This window comes from Bacteroides fragilis NCTC 9343 (genome assembly GCF_000025985.1).
GTDB lineage: Bacteria > Bacteroidota > Bacteroidia > Bacteroidales > Bacteroidaceae > Bacteroides > Bacteroides fragilis.
Genome location: NC_003228.3, coordinates 3430355 through 3452001, shown reverse-complemented (window position 1 = coordinate 3452001; position 21647 = coordinate 3430355). Strand labels below are relative to the sequence as shown.

The 21647-nt window shown below is 45.1% G+C and carries 18 protein-coding genes and 1 pseudogene; 1 reads left to right on the top strand and 18 read right to left on the bottom strand.

What is annotated here, in order from left to right; genetic code table 11:
* Positions 1 to 55: 55 nt before the first annotated feature.
* The 5 genes and pseudogenes from BF9343_RS14215 to BF9343_RS14195 all read right to left on the bottom strand — a co-directional run bounded on the left by BF9343_RS14215 (position 56) and on the right by BF9343_RS14195 (position 4482).
* Complete coding sequence (locus tag BF9343_RS14215) at positions 56 to 976, bottom strand: porin family protein (RefSeq protein WP_005788972.1); 921 nt, start codon at positions 974 to 976, stop codon at positions 56 to 58.
* A gap of 56 nt (positions 977 to 1032) precedes the next feature.
* Positions 1033 to 1971: a vitamin B12 dependent-methionine synthase activation domain-containing protein gene (locus BF9343_RS14210; protein WP_005788969.1), complete on the bottom strand. Its 939-nt coding sequence runs from the start codon at positions 1969 to 1971 to the stop codon at positions 1033 to 1035.
* Positions 1958 to 2280 (bottom strand): annotated as a pseudogene (locus BF9343_RS14205) (four helix bundle protein). Before BF9343_RS14205 ends, BF9343_RS14210 begins: the two are co-directional and overlap by 14 nt.
* Before the next feature lie 66 nt (positions 2281 to 2346).
* Positions 2347 to 3726, bottom strand: a complete 1380-nt coding sequence (locus BF9343_RS14200; protein ID WP_005788965.1) for a dihydroorotase — start codon at positions 3724 to 3726, stop codon at positions 2347 to 2349.
* Between the two features lie 3 nt (positions 3727 to 3729).
* The gene (locus BF9343_RS14195) at positions 3730 to 4482 is read right to left on the bottom strand and encodes a polyprenol monophosphomannose synthase (protein ID WP_005788964.1); all 753 of its coding nucleotides are present in this window, start codon (positions 4480 to 4482) and stop codon (positions 3730 to 3732) included.
* Positions 4483 to 4674: 192 nt separating this feature from the next.
* Between BF9343_RS14195 and mfd the strand changes: the two genes are divergently transcribed.
* Positions 4675 to 8052: a transcription-repair coupling factor gene (gene mfd / locus BF9343_RS14190; protein WP_005788962.1), complete on the top strand. Its 3378-nt coding sequence runs from the start codon at positions 4675 to 4677 to the stop codon at positions 8050 to 8052.
* A gap of 24 nt (positions 8053 to 8076) precedes the next feature.
* Here mfd and BF9343_RS14185 read toward each other — a convergent pair whose 3' ends face one another.
* The 13 genes from BF9343_RS14185 to BF9343_RS14125 all read right to left on the bottom strand — a co-directional run bounded on the left by BF9343_RS14185 (position 8077) and on the right by BF9343_RS14125 (position 21429).
* The gene (locus tag BF9343_RS14185; RefSeq protein WP_005788960.1) at positions 8077 to 9933 is read right to left on the bottom strand and encodes a YgiQ family radical SAM protein; all 1857 of its coding nucleotides are present in this window, start codon (positions 9931 to 9933) and stop codon (positions 8077 to 8079) included.
* Between the two features lie 25 nt (positions 9934 to 9958).
* Complete coding sequence (locus BF9343_RS14180) at positions 9959 to 10435, bottom strand: DUF456 domain-containing protein (RefSeq protein ID WP_005788959.1); 477 nt, start codon at positions 10433 to 10435, stop codon at positions 9959 to 9961.
* A 4-nt stretch (positions 10436 to 10439) separates the two neighbouring features.
* Positions 10440 to 10784: a hypothetical protein gene (locus tag BF9343_RS14175; RefSeq protein WP_005788957.1), complete on the bottom strand. Its 345-nt coding sequence runs from the start codon at positions 10782 to 10784 to the stop codon at positions 10440 to 10442.
* A complete protein-coding gene (locus BF9343_RS14170) occupies positions 10781 to 10996 on the bottom strand; it encodes a sulfurtransferase TusA family protein (protein ID WP_005788955.1) in 216 nt (71 codons plus the stop codon). Before BF9343_RS14170 ends, BF9343_RS14175 begins: the two co-directional genes overlap by 4 nt.
* Complete coding sequence (locus BF9343_RS14165; RefSeq protein WP_005798707.1) at positions 10993 to 11313, bottom strand: hypothetical protein; 321 nt, start codon at positions 11311 to 11313, stop codon at positions 10993 to 10995. The genes BF9343_RS14170 and BF9343_RS14165 overlap by 4 nt, the downstream gene beginning before the upstream one ends.
* 252 nt (positions 11314 to 11565) lie before the next feature.
* The gene (locus tag BF9343_RS14160) at positions 11566 to 11967 is read right to left on the bottom strand and encodes a hypothetical protein (protein ID WP_005802995.1); all 402 of its coding nucleotides are present in this window, start codon (positions 11965 to 11967) and stop codon (positions 11566 to 11568) included.
* Between the two features lie 452 nt (positions 11968 to 12419).
* Positions 12420 to 15329 carry a golvesin C-terminal-like domain-containing protein gene (locus tag BF9343_RS14155; protein ID WP_008769700.1) on the bottom strand — a complete coding sequence of 970 codons (2910 nt, stop codon included), beginning with the start codon at positions 15327 to 15329 and terminating at the stop codon, positions 12420 to 12422.
* A 101-nt stretch (positions 15330 to 15430) separates the two neighbouring features.
* Positions 15431 to 16153, bottom strand: coding sequence for a tyrosine-protein phosphatase (locus tag BF9343_RS14150; RefSeq protein WP_041926242.1), 723 nt, complete (start codon positions 16151 to 16153; stop codon positions 15431 to 15433).
* 94 nt (positions 16154 to 16247) lie between these two features.
* A complete protein-coding gene (locus tag BF9343_RS14145; protein WP_005788942.1) occupies positions 16248 to 18239 on the bottom strand; it encodes a glucosamine-6-phosphate deaminase in 1992 nt (663 codons plus the stop codon).
* A 279-nt stretch (positions 18240 to 18518) separates the two neighbouring features.
* Positions 18519 to 19685 carry an N-acetylglucosamine-6-phosphate deacetylase gene (gene nagA / locus BF9343_RS14140; RefSeq protein WP_005788940.1) on the bottom strand — a complete coding sequence of 389 codons (1167 nt, stop codon included), beginning with the start codon at positions 19683 to 19685 and terminating at the stop codon, positions 18519 to 18521.
* A 137-nt stretch (positions 19686 to 19822) separates the two neighbouring features.
* Positions 19823 to 20593, bottom strand: a complete 771-nt coding sequence (locus BF9343_RS14135) for an amidohydrolase (protein WP_005788937.1) — start codon at positions 20591 to 20593, stop codon at positions 19823 to 19825.
* A 6-nt stretch (positions 20594 to 20599) separates the two neighbouring features.
* The gene (locus BF9343_RS14130) at positions 20600 to 21157 is read right to left on the bottom strand and encodes a 1-acyl-sn-glycerol-3-phosphate acyltransferase (protein WP_005788935.1); all 558 of its coding nucleotides are present in this window, start codon (positions 21155 to 21157) and stop codon (positions 20600 to 20602) included.
* 2 nt (positions 21158 to 21159) lie between these two features.
* Positions 21160 to 21429, bottom strand: coding sequence for a hypothetical protein (locus tag BF9343_RS14125; RefSeq protein ID WP_005788933.1), 270 nt, complete (start codon positions 21427 to 21429; stop codon positions 21160 to 21162).
* Positions 21430 to 21647 lie beyond the last annotated feature (218 nt).

Below are 21647 nucleotides of genomic sequence, written 5' to 3'. Positions count from 1 at the left end.
ACCCCTTTTCTCTTCACTCTTTTGTGTGTTTTCAATGCTTAAATAAAGTATTCATTTAGAATCTGTAGCCCACTGTCAGGATTCCACCGATCGGGTAGTGCTTTTCGGTATCACCGGCATACAATGTTCCTCCTTTGATCGGGTCCATGAATCCGTGCTGGAAAGAGGCATTGATCAGATAATGCTTCCATATTTCAAATCCGATGCCTCCCTGCACTCCAATGTCGAAGCGTTTCAACAAGGCGTCCTTATCTTTCATTTCGGCTGTGGAGGAGTAGGATTTAAAAGGATTGTGTGATTCGTTTTTATGTCCGCCTGTATTGGTCAGTTCGTATTTTCCACCCATACCTACGGATAAATAGGGACCGATATTGATCGCGAACTTAACATGGTTCGATATATCTATTTTAAAAGCTGCCAGGATGGGGATATCCAGGTAGATCGGAGATATCTTGGCTTTGTAGGAGATGGGATCGGTAGACGAAGATAGTGGAGAGTAGCCTTCGTATTCGGCAGTTGCTCCTTTGCTGGTGATCATCAATCCCGACTGTATGGCCCAGTGTCTGCTGAAATTATATTCCACACCGGCACCGACACTGAATCCGGTCCGTTCGTCCAGTCCATCCGGGCGGCGATAACTGAACAGGCTGACACCGGCTTTCACATTCCACGAAAAGCCTTGTTCTACGGGTTGAAGCTGAATGTATACGTTGGGAGCAACATCTACCTCTTTGCGTTCCATACCTACATGGTACACTACGAGCCGTTGTGCCGAAGCGGGTGCTTCTGCTATTACGAACTTGCCGTCTACATTCGTCACGGCACCGATATTGGTTCCTTTGACAACGATGGCGGCACCGACGGCAGGCTGGCCGTCACCAACTACGACAGTACCCGCTATGCGCTGAGTCTGTGCAAAGATCACTACACTGCATGAGGGCAGTAACCATAATAACAGAATAAGAACCTTTTTCATAACTTCTTCTATTTATAAAGAATAGGATCAGTTACAAATATATCGAAAGAAAACTTTTATTGCAAGTTTGCTGCCAGAAATTTACGCATCTCTTCTACGGTTTTTCCCCTTCGGCCGGCATAGTCTGCCAGTTGATCTTCACCGATCTTCCCCACGGAGAAATATTGGGATGCGGGATGGGCAAACATTAATCCGCATACGGAAGCATGAGGATACATGGCACCATTCTCGGTCAGGTGGATACCTATTTGTTTCATATCGAGAATCTCGTCCAGGATGAAGTTCACGGATTGGTCGGGCAGAGAAGGGTATCCCACAGCAGGACGGATGCCTTGATACTTTTCGACAAGAAGATCGGGTATGGAAAGATTTTCATCCTTGGCATATCCCCAGGCTTCTTTGCGGACGTACTCGTGCATCTTTTCGGTAGCGGCCTCGGCCAGGCGGTCGGATAGCGTTTGTACCAAAAGATGCTTATAGGGGTCTTTCTCATAAAGTCCTTCCATGTCCGCATCGATGGATGAGGCAAAAGCTCCTACCACATCGGTGATGCCTGAAGATAGCGGGCGTACGAAGTCACTGAGGCATAAGAACGGTTCGTTTTCTTTCTTCTTGACTTGCTGCCGGAGCAATGGGAAGGTGATACCGTCTATAATCAGATTATCTCCATCCGCATTGGCAGGACAGAGCTTAAAAATAGTTTTTACCTCAAAATCTCTGTCCAGTTCGTTCAACATCCGGTTAGCTTCTTTATAAAGTTGCATCGCTTCTGAAGCCTTGCTCCGTTCTTCTTCCGGGAAAGTGGTCAGCCAGATAGCACGGCAAGAGTCACATCCGTGAATATTGGCAATGGCAGCATAACGCGGTTGGAATCCCCAGGCGTGGAAGAAGTAAATCCAGTTGATATAAGGGGTTAAATCATGAATGGCGAATGATGAACGATGAGCGGGGGAGGAGCTATCAACGGTGAATGATGACGGGTTATGCTTTTCCATATTTGACTGTTTTAATACTGGTAATCATAAGTTTCATTAATTCATTTGCGTCTGCAAACATGCTTGAATATTCTGTTTCGGATAAATATTCTGTTTTAAATAACAATTCAAGCCGGAAAAGGGTTTCGTTACGTTCTTTTGGGGCGATGCTATATTATGAATAAAGTCGGCGTTGCTTTCGGCGCATTCCGTTTCTTTTTGCAGAACTCCGATGGCTGTACCGGATATTAGAATCTGGTCGGATAGAGAGTAAGCTTTTCTTTTGTTCGGATATTTATGCAGGTTTACGATTTGTATCGCGAAAGCCATACTTTTATCTTTCAATATATTTCCCATTCTCCTCGCATTTATTGTTCCCCGTTCCTCGTTTATTGTTCATCGTTCAAAATAGATCTCTTGTCCGCGATAGGTTTCGTCTACCTGTCCGTCAGTATACAATAGATGTCCGTTGGCAAATGTCTTTTCTACTTTCCACTCGAACGTACGTCCTTCAAGCGGGCTCCATCCGCATTTGCTTAAAATCTGATCCGCGCTTACCGTCCATAATGCATCCGGACGAACCAATACGAGATCGGCCTGATAACCGGGGCGGATAAAGCCGCGGTTGTGAATATTGTATATTTGTGCAGGGGCGTGACACATCTTTTCGACAACCTTTTCTATCGTAAAGATACCTTCGTTCACCAGTTCGAGCATGCTGACCAGAGAGAACTGGATCATAGGCATACCGGACATTGCTTTCAACGGCCCTCCTTCTTTTTCTTTGAGAAGGTGTGGGGCATGGTCTGTCGCGATTACATCGATCAGGTTGGAGTTGACTGCCTGACGGAGCGCATCCCGGTTGGTTTTTGTTTTGATAGAAGGATTACACTTGATGCGTGCACCGAGTTCCGGATAATCGGAAGAGTCGAATAACAGATGTGAAACGCAAGCTTCTGCTGTGATTCTCTTTTCCTCTAACGGGATATCATTGTCAAACAGTGAAAGTTCTCTGGCTGTAGAGATATGCAGGATATGCAGGCGTGCATCTGCAATGCGTGCCAGGCGTACAGCCAGTTCGGACGATTCGTAACAAGCCGCAATCGAACGTATTTTAGCATGATAACCCATCGGAAGGGTCTCATGATGAACATGGTAATATTGATGAGGATATTTTTCAATATACTCTTTTACATACTTCTCCGTATTCTTTTTAATCGTTTCGTGATTCTCGCAGTGAGCGGCAATCAGCAGATCGGTTCCATTGAAAATATTCAGTAGACTGTTCATTTTGTCTACCAGCATATTTCCGGTACTCGATCCCATGAAAAGCTTAATTCCGCATACACGGTTCTTGTCCAGTTTGTCGAACTCGGTATAGTTATTATTGGTTGCCCCGAAATAGCACGAATAGTTAACGCTACACTTTTCGGCAAGCAGATCGAACTTGGCATTGAGCGCATCCAGTGTGGTCGTTTGCGGATTTGTATTGGGCATGTCCATGATAGAGGTTACACCTCCAGCTGCGGCAGCCCGGCTTTCGGTAGAGATGTCGGCTTTGTGGGTTAGTCCCGGATCACGGAAATGTACATGATCGTCGATCACACCCGGAATCAGATAGCATCCGTTGGCATTGATTGTTTCTTCGCAGGGGATAGCAGGTTTCTGTCCTTTTTCAAGTACTTCGGCTATTTTTTCCCCTTCGATAACTACCGAACCGCGCACAGAACGTCCTTCGTTTACTATGGTAGCGTTTTGTATTAATGTTCTTTTCATATCTTAATTCATTTTTGTTTTCTGGGGGAATGTGTGAAACCAGCTGTTCACTTTCAGTTTGATGACACCGAATACCGCTTCACCAAAGATACTGCTGTTCATTTTTGAAGTACCCAGTTCGCGGTTGATAAAGATAACCGGTACCTCGATAATCTTGAATCCGCATTTGTAGGCCGTAAATTTCATTTCTATCTGAAAAGCATACCCCTTAAAACGTATGTGGTCGAGATCGATGGTTTCGAGTACCTGGCGACGGTAACATTTAAATCCGGCAGTCGTATCGTGTATCGGCAGTCCGGTAACGATTCGTACATATTTAGATGCAAAATAAGACATCAGCACACGTCCCATCGGCCAATTTACTACATTCACTCCGCTTACGTATCGAGAGCCGATAGCTACATCGCCTCCCTGAACGGCACAAGCCTCATAGAGCCGTGGCAGATCGTTGGGATTATGACTGAAATCGGCATCCATCTCAAAGATGTATTCGTATGAATGTTCCAGTGCCCACTTGAATCCGGTGATGTAGGCTGTTCCCAATCCCAGTTTACCTTTACGTTCTATCATGAAAAGGCGGTCGGGAAACTCCTGCTGCAAGGTCTTTACAATGGCGGCGGTCCCGTCAGGAGAACCGTCCTCGATGATCAGAATATGAAAGGTCTTTTCCAGTCCGAAAACGGCGCGGATGATGTTCTCTATGTTTTCCCGTTCGTTGTAGGTAGGGATGATTACGATGCTGTCCGATGTCTGCATATTGTGTCTAAATTTGAAGACAAATGTAATGCTTTTCCGCTACTAACCAAAGATAGCGCATTAAAACTAAGGATAATTTAGTACTTTTGCGGTGAATTTGCATCACAGGTTACAGGGATTTGCATAGATGGTTCGGAAACATGTTTCATCCGTGTAAATCCATAGGATCGGTGATGGGCTAAAATTGCATTTATGACAATTACTGAACTGCAACATCAATATGCGGGGCATCCGAATGTAGAGGCCCTGAATAAACTGTTGGGGGAGCCCGCAGTCAGACATATCTATTGCGGCGGCTTATATGCTTCCGCTGCTTCCTTGTTCGCTTCGGCGTTGGTTGAAAAGAGTCCTTGCCCGTTTGTTTTTATATTAGGTGACCTGGAAGAAGCCGGTTATTTTTATCATGATCTTACCCAAGTGTTGGGTACAGAGCGCATTTTGTTTTTCCCTTCTTCGTTTCGTCGTTCGGTGAAGTACGGACAGAAAGATGCTGCTAACGAGATTTTGCGTACCGAAGTGCTCAGTCGCTTGCAGAAGGGTGAGGAGGGATTGTGTATCGTCACTTATCCCGATGCATTAGCCGAAAAGGTCGTATCACGGCAGGAGTTGAGCGAGAATACCCTGAAACTGCACGTGGGTGAGCGGGTGGATACGGGTTTCATTACGGATGTATTGCATAGTTACGGGTTTGAATACGTGGATTATGTATACGAACCGGGGCAGTATGCCGTTCGTGGAAGTATTATCGACGTGTTTTCATTTTCGTCCGAGTATCCCTATCGTATTGACTTTTTCGGTAATGACGTGGAGAGTATCCGTACATTTGAGGTCGATTCACAGTTGTCGAAAGAGAAGAAAGAGAGTATTGTGATTGTGCCCGATCTTGCCGTAACCGGAAAGGTTACAACTTCTTTTCTTGATTTTATCCCGAAAGATACCACTTTGGCGATGCGTGATTTCCTTTGGTTGCGGGAGCGTATTCAGGTTGTTCACGATGAATCGCTCACACCGCAGGCTCTTGCTTCTCAGGAGGCCGAAGAGAATGGAGGCATTACTTTGGAAGGAAAATTGATCGATGGGAGTGAGTTCACTGTTCGTGCGCTCGATTTCCGGCGGATGGAGTTTGGTAACAAGCCGACCGGCACACCGGATGCTACCTTGACATTTCATACTACGGCACAACCTATTTTTCATAAGAATTTCGATTTGGTGGCGGAGTCTTTCAAAGAGTATCTGAACCGGGGATATGCACTTTATATCTGTAGTGACAGTACGAAACAGACGGATCGTATCAAAGCCATTTTTGAGGATCGGGGAGACCGGATTCAGTTTACGGCTGTGGAGCGGACTCTGCATGAAGGGTTTGCAGACGATACCTTGAAACTTTGTTTGTTTACCGATCACCAGTTGTTCGACCGTTTCCATAAATATAATCTGAAGAGTGATAAAGCCCGTTCGGGAAAGGTCGCCCTTTCGCTGAAAGAGTTGAATCAGTTCACCCCCGGTGATTATGTGGTACATACCGATCATGGTGTGGGACGTTTTTCCGGTCTGGTACGTATTCCTAACGGAGATACGACACAGGAGGTCATGAAACTGGTCTATCAGAATGAAGACGTGGTATTTGTTTCTATCCATTCGTTGCATAAAGTTTCAAAATATAAAGGTAAAGAAGGAGAAGCCCCCCGACTGAACAAATTGGGTACGGGCGCTTGGGAGAAACTGAAGGAGCGTACAAAGACAAAGATTAAGGATATAGCTCGTGACTTGATAAAACTTTATTCACAACGTCGTGAAGAGAAAGGGTTTGCATACAGTCCCGATAGTTTTTTGCAACGGGAATTGGAGGCTTCGTTCATCTATGAAGATACCCCCGATCAGAGTAAGGCTACGGCGGATGTGAAACAGGATATGGAACGGGATATGCCTATGGATCGCCTGGTATGCGGAGACGTTGGCTTCGGTAAGACTGAAGTGGCCATCCGTGCCGCATTTAAAGCCGTAGCAGACAATAAGCAGGTAGCCGTACTGGTGCCTACAACGGTTTTGGCATACCAACACTTCCAGACTTTTCGTGATCGCCTGAAAGGACTTCCCTGCCGGGTAGAATATCTCAGCCGTGCCCGTACGGCGGCACAGGCAAAGGCGGTAATCAAAGGATTGGAAGCTGGAGACGTGAATATTCTGATCGGTACGCACCGTATCTTGGGAAAAGATGTCAAGTTCAAAGACCTCGGACTACTGATTATTGACGAAGAGCAGAAGTTCGGTGTGTCGGTCAAGGAGAAGCTGCGGCAGATGAAGGTCAATGTGGATACATTGACAATGACGGCAACTCCTATTCCGCGTACTTTGCAATTCTCGCTGATGGGAGCGCGTGACTTGAGTGTGATTTCAACTCCACCTCCCAACCGTTATCCGATACAGACGGAGGTACATACGTTCAGTGAAGAGGTGATAGCTGATGCCATTAACTTTGAGATGAGTCGTAATGGGCAGGTTTTTCTGGTAAACAACCGTATAGCCAATCTTCCGGAACTGAAAGCAATGATTCTTCGTCACATTCCGGATTGCCGGATAGCCATCGGACACGGACAGATGGAGCCGGCGGAATTGGAACAGATCATTTTCGGCTTTGTCAATTATGACTACGATGTACTGATTGCAACCACTATTATCGAGAGTGGAATCGATATACCGAATGCGAACACGATTATTATCAACCAGGCACAAAACTTCGGATTGAGCGATCTGCACCAGATGCGCGGACGTGTGGGACGTAGCAATAAAAAGGCGTTCTGTTACTTGCTGGCTCCTCCGTTGTCTTCGTTAACCCCCGAAGCCAAACGTCGCCTGCAGGCGATCGAGAATTTCAGTGATCTGGGTAGTGGTATTCATATTGCCATGCAGGATCTGGACATTCGCGGTGCGGGTAATATGCTGGGAGCCGAACAGAGTGGATTTATCGCCGATCTGGGTTATGAAACTTATCAGAAGATATTGTCGGAAGCTGTGCATGAACTGAAAACGGATGAATTTGCCGAACTTTATGCTGACGAATTAAAAGGAGAAGGTGTCATTAGTGGTGAAGAGTTTGTTGAAGAATGTCAGGTGGAAAGCGATCTGGAATTGCTGTTACCGGCTAATTATGTGACGGGCAGCAGCGAACGTATGTTACTGTATCGGGAACTGGACGGACTGACTCTCGATAGAGATGTAGATGCTTTCCGTTCACGATTGGAAGACCGTTTCGGCCCTATTCCGCCTGAGACTGAAGAATTGTTGCGTATAGTACCGTTAAGGCGCCTGGCTGCCCGATTGGGAGTGGAAAAAGTGTTCTTGAAAGGAGGACGTATGACACTGTTCTTTGTCAACAATGCAGAAAGCCCGTATTATCAGAGTGCTGCTTTCGGCAAGATGATCGACTATATGATGAAGTATACCCGAAGATGTGATTTGAGAGAGCAGAACGGACGTCGGTCTATGTTGGTAAAAGATATTCCGAATGTGGAAACGGCTGTCAGTGTACTACTGGAAATTGTGGCATTACCGGTGAAAGAGAAAGAGTAAGTGAAGTGTGGAAAGAGGAAGTTGTCATTTCCTCTTTCCGTATAGTTTGTCTATCAGGTCCGCCCGTCCGATGCGGCGCAATTCATTGATGATATTCCGTCGTTCTTCCGGTTTATACCAAAAGAAAAATTGTCTTTGTGCCAACTTTTCCCGTTGAGTCTTGGCACTGAATACCGGTTCGAGTGTATACGGATGAAAGCCTGTATACCAAGCTTCGGTGGCTACGGTCATAGGGGTAGGGGTGAAATCCTGCACTTGTTCCAGATGGAAGTCCAGTTGTTTGGTGATGACTGCCAGTTCCGCCATATCTTCTTCTTTACAGCCCGGATGACTGGAGATGAAATAAGGGATCAATTGTTGGCGCAAGCCAAGTTCCCGGTTGATTCTGTCGAATATCTTTTTAAATTCTCCGAATTGGCTGAAAGCGGGTTTACGCATGATACTCAGTACCCGGTCACTGGTATGTTCCGGTGCAACTTTCAGGCGTCCGCTGACGTGGCGGGCTATTAGTTCGCGAGTATATTCTGCTGTGATTTTGTTGACGGTAGCATCCTTGCTTTGATGGAGCAATAAGTCGTATCGCACTCCACTTCCGATGAAACTTCGTTTGATCTCAGGTAAAGAGTCCACTGCATAGTAAATATCCAATAGCGGACGGTGATCCGTATTCAGGTTCGGACACACTTTGGGATGAATGCAAGAGGGGCGTTTACAACGTTTGCAAAGGGAGAGATCTTTCCCGCCCATTTTATACATATTGGCAGAAGGACCTCCTAAATCGCTCAGATTTCCTTTGAAATCGGGCAATTGAACTACCTCTTTTACTTCTTTCAGAATGCTTTCCTTGCTTCGGCTGACTATAAATTTTCCCTGATGGGCGGAGATGGTACAAAAAGCGCATCCGCCAAAACATCCCCGGTGGATATTAACGGAAAATTTAATCATATCATAAGCCGGAATGCGTTTGCCTTTGTATTTGGGATGAGGCAAACGAGTGTAAGGGAGATCGAACGAACGGTCCAGCTCTTTCTCTGTCATAGGAGGGTAGGGTGGATTTACAACCACTGTTTTACCATCGACAGCCTGTACGATTCGGGCTGCCGCGTATTTATTGCTTTCCTCTTCTATATGACGGAAGTTGGTTGCCTGTTTCTTTTTATCAGCCAAACATTCTTCATGCGAATAGAGGGTGATATCATTCTCGTCGGATTCATATTTTCTGGTCAGATAAGCCGTCTGCGGGATAGAGGATAATGCCGGAGAATGAATGTCGGATGATGAAATCACTCCATCCTGATTATCACACAGGGCTGTCAATCGGCGGACCAACTCACAAATAGGCTTTTCTCCCATGCCGTAAATCAGCATGTCGGCACCGCTTTCACAAAGTATACTTTTCTTTAACCGATCCTGCCAATAGTCATAATGGCTGAGGCGGCGCATACTTGCTTCAATACCTCCCAAAACGACGGGAACATCGGGATAGAGTTTTTTCAGAATTTGGGTGTATACGATCGAGGGATATTCCGGTCGCATATCGGGACGTCCGTCCGGGGTGTAAGCGTCATCGCTACGTAAGCGTTTGTTAGCTGTATATTTGTTCACCATGGAGTCCATGCAACCTGCACTGATGCCGAAAAAGAGTCGGGGACGTCCCAGCTTGCGAAAGTCACGCAAGTCGTCACGCCAGTTGGGTTGGGGCACAATGGCTACACGCAGGCCTTCGGCTTCAAGGATACGACCGATAACGGCGGCTCCGAATGAAGGATGGTCCACATAAGCATCGCCGCTAAAGAGGATAACATCCAGTTCGTCCCAGCCGCGAAGCTCTACTTCTTTCTTGGTAGTGGGTAACCAATCGGTAAGTCGATATTCTTTCATGGGGACAAAGATACGGATAATTTCGCTATACGAGGGCACGGATAAAGCAGAAGATGAACCAACCGCATACGGCTACCTTCAGTACGGTGCCCAACAGGAACCCTGCAAATGCTCCGAATCCTGCTTTCAGCGCGTATTTCGTTTCTTTTCCACCCAATAATTCGCCTACAACTGCGCCCACAAACGGGCCGATAAATACGCCCCAGGGGGCGAACAGAAAAATGCCGGCAAAGGTACCGATGATGCAACCCCATTTACCCCATGGGGTACCTCCGAGTCTTTTTACACCGAACATCGGAATGAAATAGTCGAGTATTTGTATCAGTACCACAATGAACAACCAGAAGAATAGTTGTGGAATGGTAAAAGAAACCTTATCGGTGAAATGCAGAAATACCAGTGCCAGATAGGAGACAGGAGGCCCGGGGAGCATAGGGACGATACATCCGGCTAATCCGACAAGCAGGCAGATACTACCCAGAATAATCAGGAATATATCCATGCGTTCAACCTATTCTTTTGATAATGGCAATAAATTCTTCATTGGTCATTCCGAAGTCTTGTTCGCGATAGTTCACAAAGTCTTCCAGATACTCTCCGGCTATTGTGTCCAGGATTTCCTTACCATTGAGTCCTTCTTCATCGAGCATAAAGCGAATCATACCCTGATAGGCATGAATCGTCTTCAAGCGTTGTTCCGCTCCGGCCACTCCCATCATCTGGCAATGATGTTCGTTGCGGGCTATAAGATAAACGGTAGCGTAGAACTTTTCTGCGCTACCGAATGTACTTTTGATTTTTTTGATTGCCGTTACCGGCCATTTTTTAATTTGATTTTGTATTTCGCTCATAAAATAGTAAACTGTAAAGTCATCCGTTCTCCATCATATATTTCACGGAATCCGATACCTTGTTCTGATAAATATTCCTTAAGATCCTGGAATGCAGCCACCTGATCCGTTACAATCTCCATCTTGTCACCGGGATTGGCATTACACATCGCTTTTATGGCCGGAATCAACGGGCTATAGTTCGTCATTCCACAGGTATCGACGGTAATCATGCCTCCTCCTCTTCTTCTGCTTCCTGCTTTGACAACCAGGTGAGATAGAGCTTGATGAGTTGTTGCAACCCGAATGCTTTCATATTGTTGTGATAAATCACATCTATACAAAGGTCGAGCAGGTCTTTACTGTCTTCTTCCTGACTTGCGATCAGAGAACGTATATTGAGTTTCAGCTTTTCCAGAACAGCTTCATCTACAATTCCATTGCTGTCTATCAGATGCTGGAATAAAGAGTATTTTTCAATGGTTACCAAATTCTCTTCAGATATTTCCATGCTGCGTGTGCCACTTGGATTTGCCTGTATTGTGTACATAGTGTTTTTATTTTAATAGTTATTACTAGGAGCAAAGATAGAATTTAAAATGAAGAATGGAGTAAGTGGCAGGGATTTTTTTTTGATGAATATATATTTCCAATGGTTTCTCTTCCTTATCTCTGTTTTTTAGTTTTCTCCCGAATAGCTTTTAAATGGTCGTTTATGTCCGGTTTGTATTTGTCTTTATTTTCCCTCCGGATGCAGGTGCGCATCGCGGAGGGAGTTCTATGACAATTTATTTGTCACTTGTTAAGGCCACGGCTGAACGATGACCTCAATGGTTTGTCTTCCTAATGGAGGCTGGCCCGGATTGAGCGGATTGTACCATTTCATATCCACTTGATATCTTCCCGCTGCAACTCCTTTTATACGCAGGATAATCATAGTTCCAAAGATATATGATTCTTCTTGTTCTATACCTACCGGTGGATTATCACATTCCCATACCATTGCCCCGATCATGGGATATGGAGTTTCGGAAATTTCACCGACATGAAGAAATATCTGACTCGGCAACGGAGGCGGTGGAATATGGGGAGGTGGAATATCTTGCTCAATTCCTCCCGACTTTGAAATCGGATCGTTCGCCGAAGGGCTGTATGCATAGGCTACACCTCTGCAAAGTAGCATGGCTACTACTAAAAAAAACATTTTTGCTTTCATAATTATATAAAATTGGTTCATGTAGTACGCTACAAATGATTATCCGGGCACAAATAATCAGATTAGAAGACTCTATTATGAAATTAGAAAAATATTATAGAACGAAAACAGCCGGATTAGAGGGGCAACCGAATAAGAAGAAGAATAAGAGGATGGCAGACATTGTGGCAGTTAATGTTAAATATGTCTTGTTTGGATAGCAGACATTATGTCAGTATAAGCTTTAAGAGTGTCAGGTATGACCGTAGAGCCGAGGGGGTGTCTGCCGAAAGTGATGTTCAAAATGTATCGGTGAGTGAAAGAAAACACAAGGTGTTTTTCCCTATGGATGTTTTGCTTGGAAGAGTTATTCATGTAGTCTTTTGTCTGCAAGAAACTTGTTTCTTGCAGACAAAAGACTGACATCACCCATCAGGTTTCGGCAAAGTGGATTGGGATATTTATTTTTCTCCGAAGAATTTTAGTATTGCCGCCATTACTATGGCACGGTCTGTTTCGCTTTCGATGCTTTCGAATGGAAATCCCATTGCGAATACCCGGTAATTTCCTTTATAAGCGATTCCGGCACTGTATTGTCCGGGTTGATAGACAAATACCGGAAACGCGGAGTCTACGGGAACGATACAATCAGGAGCTGTTACTGCATAAGCCTTCTCGTTGGGCAAACGGGGGATTTGCAGGGTGCGTCCCAATCCGGTGATCTGTCCCGAACGGGTATCTTTGAGTGAACCTTGGAAGCCGTATTTCAGAATTTTTTCCGTAAACTCCCGGTTACCCTGTGAATTACTCATGTCGCTGCCAATGTAAGACCCGCTGACGAGAAGGTTTCCTCCTGACTGACAGTAAGCGGTTAATATCCGTTGCATGGGTGAAGAGAATGTCTTATAATACGTTTTGCGTGCCGGGTTGCTTAAAATATCATCTTTCTCCAGTCCCAGGATAAAATCCACAATGGGATAATGTTCCGGTTGTATACGCCCGTTTTCGACAGCTTCATCGCTGCATGATACGAAACTGTAGTTTCCGGCAGCTTGGATTGCCTTGCCGTGTACAAAAGGATAGTCGAAAGTGTTTCCGGCAATTTTCATTCCTTCCAGTTCGTTTCCGCTATAGCCCAGACTTCCTTTTCCTTCTTTTCCCGCCTGAGAGCGATCAAAGCCGGTCTGTGCCCCGCAAAGTGAAATATTGTATTGATAAGCGACACCGGGGTCTTGTTCCAGGTCAAATCCGGCTTCGTCCGGTGTGTCGATTACTGCCGGTCCGCTCAAACGGTTAAAACCATTGATGATCAGCACTCGTGCATGTTCTTGTTTGGCTTTATAGGCAGATAAGATTTCGGATGGAAAACTTTCGCCTCCGTGGTTGACAGCTGTAACCTTAAATGAATAGACCAATCCGGGTTCTATTTTCAGGGTGTACGAAGGTTTATTCACACGTACTCCATTGTCGAAACCACCGTATCCGATACGAGTGTATACCATGTATTCGCGGGGACGGGCGGTAGGCTCCAACGGATCGTTTTCACCCTGCCATGAGAGTTCCAAGGTGTTTCTTTTTTTGCCAAACTCGATGGCGAAGTTGCTGACGGGGAGTGGTTGCACTACATACTCCTTGTTGTGCTGACTGCTGATGAACTGTAATACGGCTTTGTAAATGGCACGTCCTACGGTAAATTTGAAATTCGGGTCGTGACCGAGTTTCATATCTGCGAAATTTTGGTGTGAAAGCAATTCGACGATAGTGGATGGAGTGGCAGGCAGGCGTGTTTCGCTATAATTGCGATCCCACATACTACGGCGTGTCCACTGTATATTGAATTTGGCACGAATGTCTTTTTGTATTTGGGTGAGCAGGAGATCTGCCAGGTCACGTGAAGCATACCGGCTGTTTCCCGAGTTAAGCAGTCCGTTATTGAAATCGGTGGTATAGATACTGAGTGATCCCACTATATCGTTCGTTTTACTGTATCCGGCATCACTATGCAGCGCCACGTTCATTTCAAAGGGGACACCCAGTCCTTTTTGTCCGGGATTGAATACAGAACCACCGGACAGGTAATTGATGGTGTTGGAGCGTGCATTGATGTCGTCAGCATAGTCATTTGTTCCTTGTTTGCCTCCGTAGACATCATAGGGCATACCTGCCCATTGGGCAGAATAACGGGCTCCCTCCAGATAACGGGGCAGTCCGCTTACTGTGCCGCGGGATATATTTCCCATTCCTCCGCCGAAACGAACGGCATCGGCACAGATAACCCCGTTTTCGCTGCTCTCATTGCTTAGTACCACCATGCCATAATCATTGCTGCCTTTGTCAAACTCAAAGGTTCCGAGATATACCCATGTACCACCGCCGATCCTCTGGTTGACTTTAAATTCTGTAACACCACCTTTGTGAAATACCAGATATTTGGCGTCACTGACGCTGTTTGGAAGTGTCTGATAGGATACATATACTGCGTAACTCCCTGTTTCGGGGATTGTAGGAATCCATTCGGCAAATGCCTTATTCTTTTTCTTTTCAGTCCGGGTGAAGCGTGCGCTACCTGTCAGGAAAGGGTTTTCTCCATCTTCATATACAGGTTTTCTTTGTGCGAATCCGTAACCGTCGGTTTTCTCCCAACGGGCTTTGCGGCTTTTCATCTCCAGATAGATGGAACCGTTTCGTGTATCGTTGTCCACAATCACCTCATTCTTTTGAGTATCCCGCTCCCGGGGGGTATAGACATTGGCTCCGGCGTTTTCGAGCATAGGGATGACATAAGGCAGAATGAAAGATTGCGTGAACAGGTCCTCGGTAGTGCAGAACAAACGTGGACGTTGCCATCCCCATTCGCCTTTATCGTTCTTGTAATATTTGCCATGGCTTTGCCACAAAGAGATGTGCCGGTTCTGCAATCCTTTGGTTATTTCGTAAGGGCGGGAGGTGTTTATCACCCAAGGTGCTCCTTTATATTCTGCGTTTGAAAGCCGCGATTTATCTTTTTTCTTCTTCCCGCGAAAGAAATTGGGAATCAACTCCTCGATAGGTTGGTTGTTGGCATAAATTGTAGTTCGGAAAAAACGTACCGGGCCGGGCAGCAATTCTTCTATCTGATGATAGATTTCGTCTACTGTTTCCGGTACAAACGGCTGATAAGCAAAACTCTCGGAAGCATAGATAGATAGTTTCCTGCCTTCGAAGTCTATGTCTACGCTTTTTAACTTACAGCTTCCGGTATTGGCAGATGCCGGGGTGTAAGTCTCAAAGTAATTACTGAGCCGCTCTTTCACGCTTTTTTCTATTTCTTGTGCAAACAAGATTCCTGTTGCAGCAAAGAGCAGCAGGAGAAATATACATAGTTTTTTCATATGCTCGGTTGAATGATTATCGGGTGCAAAAGTAGAAGAAATAAATGAAAAATCGGCAATTGCCGATAAGTCATTGGCTGAGGAAGTTGCTAACTGTCCATTTATTCGGTATACAGCATTCTCAATCTGTGGGTATCTACTCCCAATTGATTTTTCAGGTAGTTATCCATACCTTGATAGTCAGTGTCAATGGTTTGGAAAGTAGCTTCCAGATATTCTTTCCGTACTGTGGTGAGAGGGGCAAATCCAGGATGAGCTTGTACGATTGCATCATATTTCCCTTTTATATATTCGGCAGACAGCATGTAATCTTCCATTATCACTTCCCTGTCGACACCCAATGCTCCCAGTAGTAAGGCTGCGGCAATTCCGGTACGGTCTTTTCCCGCTGAGCAGTGAAATAAAAGAGGAGTATTCCGTTCTTCCGAAACAATCCGGAAGAATTCCCGATAAGTATCCTGAGCATTTTGGATGATATAAACGTATGCCTGTTCGAGTATTCCCGGTATATTGTTCAGGTTGAAGTGTGCCATGTCGGTCATGTCGCCTGCTTCGATAGATAAGGGAATATATTGTGTAACTGTTGAGGGAATTTTGTCTGCCGCTGCTTTTTTTTCCTGCATGCTCCTGAAGTCGATGTCGGTTCGGATGTGCAAGGAGGTAAGATAGTCCAGATCGGATTCTGTCAGTTTGTCAAGATCGCCCGAACGGATGAATGTTTTCCATTTTACATGTTTATGGTCTGATGTCGGATAACCTCCCAGATCACGAATATTATAAGCTCCCTCTATAGGAAGAAGACGGAAGAATTTTTCTTGTTTCATATATAATTTGTATCTTTTCTGTTTAAACAAAAGAAGAGTGAAGAGTTCCAAACTCCTCACTCTTCTTTTGTTTTATTTCACTAATTGGCTTTGGTTATAGTGGGATGTATTCTACGAATGCTTCCATTGCTTCGTAAGAAGCCAGTCCCAAGCTGTCGTAAAGAGCGGCAGTACCTCGGTTACGATCCTCGCTACGCTGCCAGAACAAGCGTTCGTCGTTGCCCAGGAATGGAGCACTTTCCATCTGTGACTGATGCTTCAGGATAGAGTTACGTTTTGCACGCAATTCTTCAGGACTGATAGGTACAGCCATTTCGATGTTTTCAATTTCCCATTCGGCCCATGCGCCACGATACATCCAGATACGGCAGTCTTTCAACCATTCGGCTCCTTCTTCCTTTTCAAGGTCTACGGCAGCAAATACGGCATCTGTACATACACGGTGTGTTCCGTGCGGGTCGGCAAGGTCACCGGCTACAAAGATCTGATGAGGTTTCACTTCACGGAGCAGGTTGCGGACAATTTCTACGTCGGCTTCACTGATCGGATTCTTCTGGATTTTACCGGTTTCGTAGAAGGGGAGGTCCAGGAAGTGACAACGTTCCAGCGGAATGTTGTTGTAAGTACAAGCTGTGCGCGCTTCGCCACGGCGGATCAGACCTTTGATGGTCAGGATATCGCGTGTATCCATATCACCGTCTTTTTTGTCTTTCAGGAATTTACGGATTTCGGCGTACTTTTCACTGATCACCTGATCTTCACTGTTTATAAAGATTTGGTTGAATCCGTTGATGAAATGCATGAAGCGAACTACTTCTTCATCGCCTACGGCAATGTTTCCCGAAGTTTGGTAAGCTACATGGACTTCATGTTTCTGTTCTACCAGACGGCGGATCGTACCACCCATAGAGATCACATCGTCATCGGGATGCGGAGAAAATACGACTACTCGTTTCGGATATGGTTTTGCACGTTCCGGACGATATGTGTCGTCTGCTTTCGGTTTACCCCCCGGCCATCCGGTAATGGTGTGCTGCAGGTCGTTGAATATCTTGATATTTACGTTATAAGCAGATCCGAAGAGGGCAAGCAGCTCGCTCAAGCCATTTTCGTTGTAATCTTTATTGGTCAGTTTCAGGATTGGTTTGCCGGTCAATTGGCACAGCCACACGATTGCGCTACGGATCAGTTTGTCATTCCATTCGCAGGAAGTGACCAGCCATGGACGTTGAATGCGTGTCAGGTTGGAAGCTGCTGACAGGTCGATAGCTACATGTGCATTGTTGTGGGTCTGTAAGTAAGATGCCGGAATGGTATCTGTTACGTTACCTTCTACACACTCTTTCACCATGTGGGCTTTTTCTTCACCCCATGCCAACAAATAGATTTTCTTAGCAGCAAGAATTGTGGCTACACCCATCGTAATAGAACTGATAGGGGTGTTGTCGATGGTGCCGAAGATCTTGGATGCTTCGTTGCGTGAACCGCTATCCAGCAAAATCAGTCGGGTGGTGGAGTTCAGGCGTGACCCCGGTTCGTTGAAGGCTATATTACCTACACGGCCGATGCCTAGCAGAGCGATATCGATACCGCCGAAGCTTTCGATGCGCTGTTCGTACAGGCGGCAGTATTCAAAGATGGTATCTTTGGCAATCGTACCGTCCGGAGTAAAGATATTCTGTTTATCGATATCTACATGATCGAGGAACATCTCTTTCAACGCATTGAAATTACTGTTGATTGCATCTTGAGACAACGGATAGTATTCGTACATGTTGAATACAATTACGTTACGGAAACTGAGTCCCTCTTCTTTGTGCATGCGAATTAATTCGGCATATACGCTGCGCGGAGAATTTCCACCCGGCAATGCCAGTACGCAGAAACGTCCTGCTTTCTGTTTATCACGAATAACCTGTGCTATTTCGCAAGCGATATGATTTGCACCTTCTTCTACAGATTCATAGATGTCTGTAGGAATTTTCTCTAATCGGGTCAATACCGATCTCTCGAATGCATTCTCTGGTCTGTAATACCTGGGGGAGACCCTGTTGAGAGTAATCTGAGAACTAAGATTTGTCTTCATAAGTTTGTTATTAATTAAGTTTGACTGAGTCTTTGTCGTTATTGGAAACTCTGAACAAATATATATAAAAACAATCAACTATGCGATAAGGTTGACAGGGAAATTAAATTAAAATCTTTTTTTACCTATAAATAGGGAGGAGGGAACGATAAATGATGGGAGATAAACGATGAACGGTTTTGAACAATGAGCGATAAGTAACAGGCGATAAATAATAAACGATTAACGGGCTGCACCGGCACAGCCTGTTAATCGTTATCGCTCAAAAACGTTTATCGTTTAAAACAGAGTATTTGTTTCAGGTACCAACTTACCCATGGCCCATACGGCTCTTACGTTGAGGTCTTCGTCCAGTACCAGAATATCGGCATCCTTACCTTTTTGCAAGGAACCTTTGCGATCATATACCCCCATGATGCGTGCCGGAGTTTCGGAAGCCATGCGAACTGCATCTTCCAGTGGGATCTCTGCTTTCTGCACAACGGTGCGGATCAGGCGGTCCATGGTGGCGACACTTCCCGCCAAAGCAGAATGGTCGGCCAGTTTGCAGACTCCGTCTTCGATAATTACGCGCGGGTCGAAAGCCTCTTTGCTGTCACTATCGGCACATGCAAGGGCATCGGTGATCAGACAGGTTCTTTCCACACCTTTTATTTTATATACAAGTCTCAGGATCGTAGGGGGGACGTGAATACCGTCGGCTACTACTTCTACTGTCATGTCATCCAACAGATAAATGCTTTCGACTGTACCTTCGTACTTGTACTCTCTGCGTTTGTGGAAGCCGGGCATTGCATTATAGAAGTGGGTTGCATGAGTGTATCCGGCTTCATAAGCTGTACGGATATCTTCAAATTCGGCTTGTGTATGTGCTACGGAAGGCAGTATGCCTTTGGCAGCAATATATTTACCGAATTGCATGGCTCCCGGAAGTTCCGGAGCAGCATCCCAACGCTTGATGCAATGATACTGTTCTACGATCGGAATGTATTCATTCGGATCAGGATTTTTAATGTTTTCCGGAATTTGTCCTCCTGCCATTTTCATGTTCAGGTAATGACCTTCGAGGTGCAGTCCCAGGATAGGGCTGTTTTTCTCTTCCATCAACTTGGTACAGGTTTCTGCAGCTTGTTGAATCATGGGGACTGTAGATGATGACAGTGTGGGGAAGATACTTGTTGTGCCATGTTTCATGTGAGTATGGACCGCTGCCCGGAAAGCATCTTCCGTACATTCCATAAAGTCGCGGCCTCCACCACCATGCACGTGGATTTCTACTCCACCGGGGACTACATACATACCTTTGACGTCAATAAGTTCAGCTCCGATAACGGCCAGATCGCAGTTTGTGACTTCTAAAATCTTATTGTCTCTGATAAGCACGGAACCGTCTTTCATCCATCCTTGGGGGGTGAGTATACGTGCATTAATTAATTGGGTTAACATTCGTGTTATGAGTTAAATTAGGGTTTGTTTTTTGGTACAATAAATTGATTGTCTGGCAAAATTAGATACTTTTTTGCATTTATATACTATAATTCAAGAGATATTTTTAGTAAATACGGAAATTTAGGCTTGGATATTTAGTAAAGGAGAAAGGGGTCTGCATCTTTCCAGCAAGGGAATTTATGACGAAAAGTAGTGAGGGCTTCCAGGCTAAGTTCAATGGTTTGTATTTTTTCTTCCGAATCGGGAGTTCCTGCCAGGTTTTCTCCTTTAGGTCCATATAAAGCGGAATACCCCGGATAACAGAGCCCGTTGCCGTCCTGTCCTATACGGTTCACACCGCATACATAACATTGATTTTCAATGGCACGTGCGCATAATAATGTATTCCATGCCTGAATACGTGGAGTCGGCCAACTGGCTACATATATAAGGAGGTCATATTCATTGTTCACATTCCTGCTCCAGACAGGAAAGCGGAGGTCGTAACATACCTGCAGGCAGATGTTCCAACCGTTGTAGGGAATGATCACTTTCCGGCTGCCTGCCGAAAAATGTTCCGCTTCGTGTCCCATGCGGAAGAGGTGGCGTTTGTCATAGTAAAATTCCTGTCCATCGGGAGTGATCAGGAAAGCCCGGTTATAATAAGAACCTTGTTCTTCACAAATGAAACTCCCGGCCAATGACAAATGAAATTCTATGGCATAATTTTTGAGACTCCGGAGCGTGGTACCGGAAACCGGTTCGGCTAATAGCCGGCTGTTCATACTGAATCCTGTTGTAAACATCTCCGGTAAAACAACAATCTCCGTTGTTCCGCGAAGAGGTGATAGCTTTTCGCGGAGCAAACGGAGATTTTCCTGTTTATTTTCCCAGATAATATCTGTCTGTACAATCGAGATTTTCATGAATAATCATTCAACGTCTCCAATGGAGAAGTTCTCGGGATGTTTTCCCTTGAAATCTTTGAAATAAAGTTTTATTTCACGCATATCCTTTTCAATGTCTCCGCTGGGCATGATTGCTTTGGTGGAGGTAACTGTTTTCGTATTGTAATCGATTCCGATCAGCACGATAGGGACTTGCGCTTTCAATGCGATGTAGTAGAATCCTTTTTTCCAGTTGGGGTTGCGTTTACGGGTTCCTTCGGGAGTGATTGCAAGATGAAACTTAGGTCTTTTGGCAAAGACCTCTGCCATTTGTTCTACCAGTGAGCTTTTGCGTCCTCGATTTACGGGGATGCCGCCTACGGCCTTGAACAAGATTCCTAAAGGAAAGAAAAACCACTCTTTTTTCATCATGAAACTGGTTTTACGGCCTATCGCTCCATAAAACAGTTTACCGATAAAGAGGTCCATATTCGTTGTATGAGGTGCCGCACAGATTACACATTTATCATAGTTCGGTACCGTTACATTGGTTTTCCACCCCAACAGGTGATAGTAGATAAAGCTATATATTGCTTTCTTCATTCTTAATTCAGTTTCGCGATAGCGTCGATGATTTCATTTACCTTTGCATTGAAGTCCGAACGGAATTTTTTGTAGAATCCTTTCACGTTACCCGGTTCTGTATGACTGATTCGACTGATGAATTCATCTTGCATTTTCATAATTTCCACCATCAACTCGTCAGCTTTCTTTTTGTCGGTACCCGGTATAAACTTACTGTTGATCAGACACTCCGAAAATAATTCACCTGCGATATAATTTACGTTTTTTTTAAGTTCTCTTCTCTTTGCCATTATTCCAAATGTTTTATGTGAGTATATAGAAAATATTTTCGGTAAAGATAATGACTTTCTTTGGTTCTGAGTAATAAATTTGAAATAATTAAATAAATCCGTGCTCTGTCTGTCCGGTTGTCCGGTCGTCTGAGAAGGGACCGAAATAGGGTGTAGCCATCCGCAAGGCAGAGCTACACCCTATTGTCCGGATGGCTACACCCTTTGCTTCATAAGGC

Bases quoted from the DNA above. Each gene is read 5' to 3' on its own strand.
- BF9343_RS14215 (WP_005788972.1), bottom strand. From the start codon at position 976: ATGAAAAAGGTTCTTATTCTGTTATTATGGTTACTGCCCTCATGCAGT.
- BF9343_RS14210 (WP_005788969.1), bottom strand. From the start codon at position 1,971: ATGGAAAAGCATAACCCGTCATCATTCACCGTTGATAGCTCCTCCCCC.
- BF9343_RS14200 (WP_005788965.1), bottom strand. From the start codon at position 3,726: ATGAAAAGAACATTAATACAAAACGCTACCATAGTAAACGAAGGACGT.
- BF9343_RS14195 (WP_005788964.1), bottom strand. From the start codon at position 4,482: ATGCAGACATCGGACAGCATCGTAATCATCCCTACCTACAACGAACGG.
- mfd (WP_005788962.1), top strand. From the start codon at position 4,675: ATGACAATTACTGAACTGCAACATCAATATGCGGGGCATCCGAATGTA.
- BF9343_RS14185 (WP_005788960.1), bottom strand. From the start codon at position 9,933: ATGAAAGAATATCGACTTACCGATTGGTTACCCACTACCAAGAAAGAA.
- BF9343_RS14180 (WP_005788959.1), bottom strand. From the start codon at position 10,435: ATGGATATATTCCTGATTATTCTGGGTAGTATCTGCCTGCTTGTCGGA.
- BF9343_RS14175 (WP_005788957.1), bottom strand. From the start codon at position 10,784: ATGAGCGAAATACAAAATCAAATTAAAAAATGGCCGGTAACGGCAATC.
- BF9343_RS14170 (WP_005788955.1), bottom strand. From the start codon at position 10,996: ATGATTACCGTCGATACCTGTGGAATGACGAACTATAGCCCGTTGATT.
- BF9343_RS14165 (WP_005798707.1), bottom strand. From the start codon at position 11,313: ATGTACACAATACAGGCAAATCCAAGTGGCACACGCAGCATGGAAATA.
- BF9343_RS14160 (WP_005802995.1), bottom strand. From the start codon at position 11,967: ATGTTTTTTTTAGTAGTAGCCATGCTACTTTGCAGAGGTGTAGCCTAT.
- BF9343_RS14155 (WP_008769700.1), bottom strand. From the start codon at position 15,329: ATGAAAAAACTATGTATATTTCTCCTGCTGCTCTTTGCTGCAACAGGA.
- BF9343_RS14150 (WP_041926242.1), bottom strand. From the start codon at position 16,153: ATGAAACAAGAAAAATTCTTCCGTCTTCTTCCTATAGAGGGAGCTTAT.
- BF9343_RS14145 (WP_005788942.1), bottom strand. From the start codon at position 18,239: ATGAAGACAAATCTTAGTTCTCAGATTACTCTCAACAGGGTCTCCCCC.
- nagA (WP_005788940.1), bottom strand. From the start codon at position 19,685: ATGTTAACCCAATTAATTAATGCACGTATACTCACCCCCCAAGGATGG.
- BF9343_RS14135 (WP_005788937.1), bottom strand. From the start codon at position 20,593: ATGAAAATCTCGATTGTACAGACAGATATTATCTGGGAAAATAAACAG.
- BF9343_RS14130 (WP_005788935.1), bottom strand. From the start codon at position 21,157: ATGAAGAAAGCAATATATAGCTTTATCTACTATCACCTGTTGGGGTGG.
- BF9343_RS14125 (WP_005788933.1), bottom strand. From the start codon at position 21,429: ATGGCAAAGAGAAGAGAACTTAAAAAAAACGTAAATTATATCGCAGGT.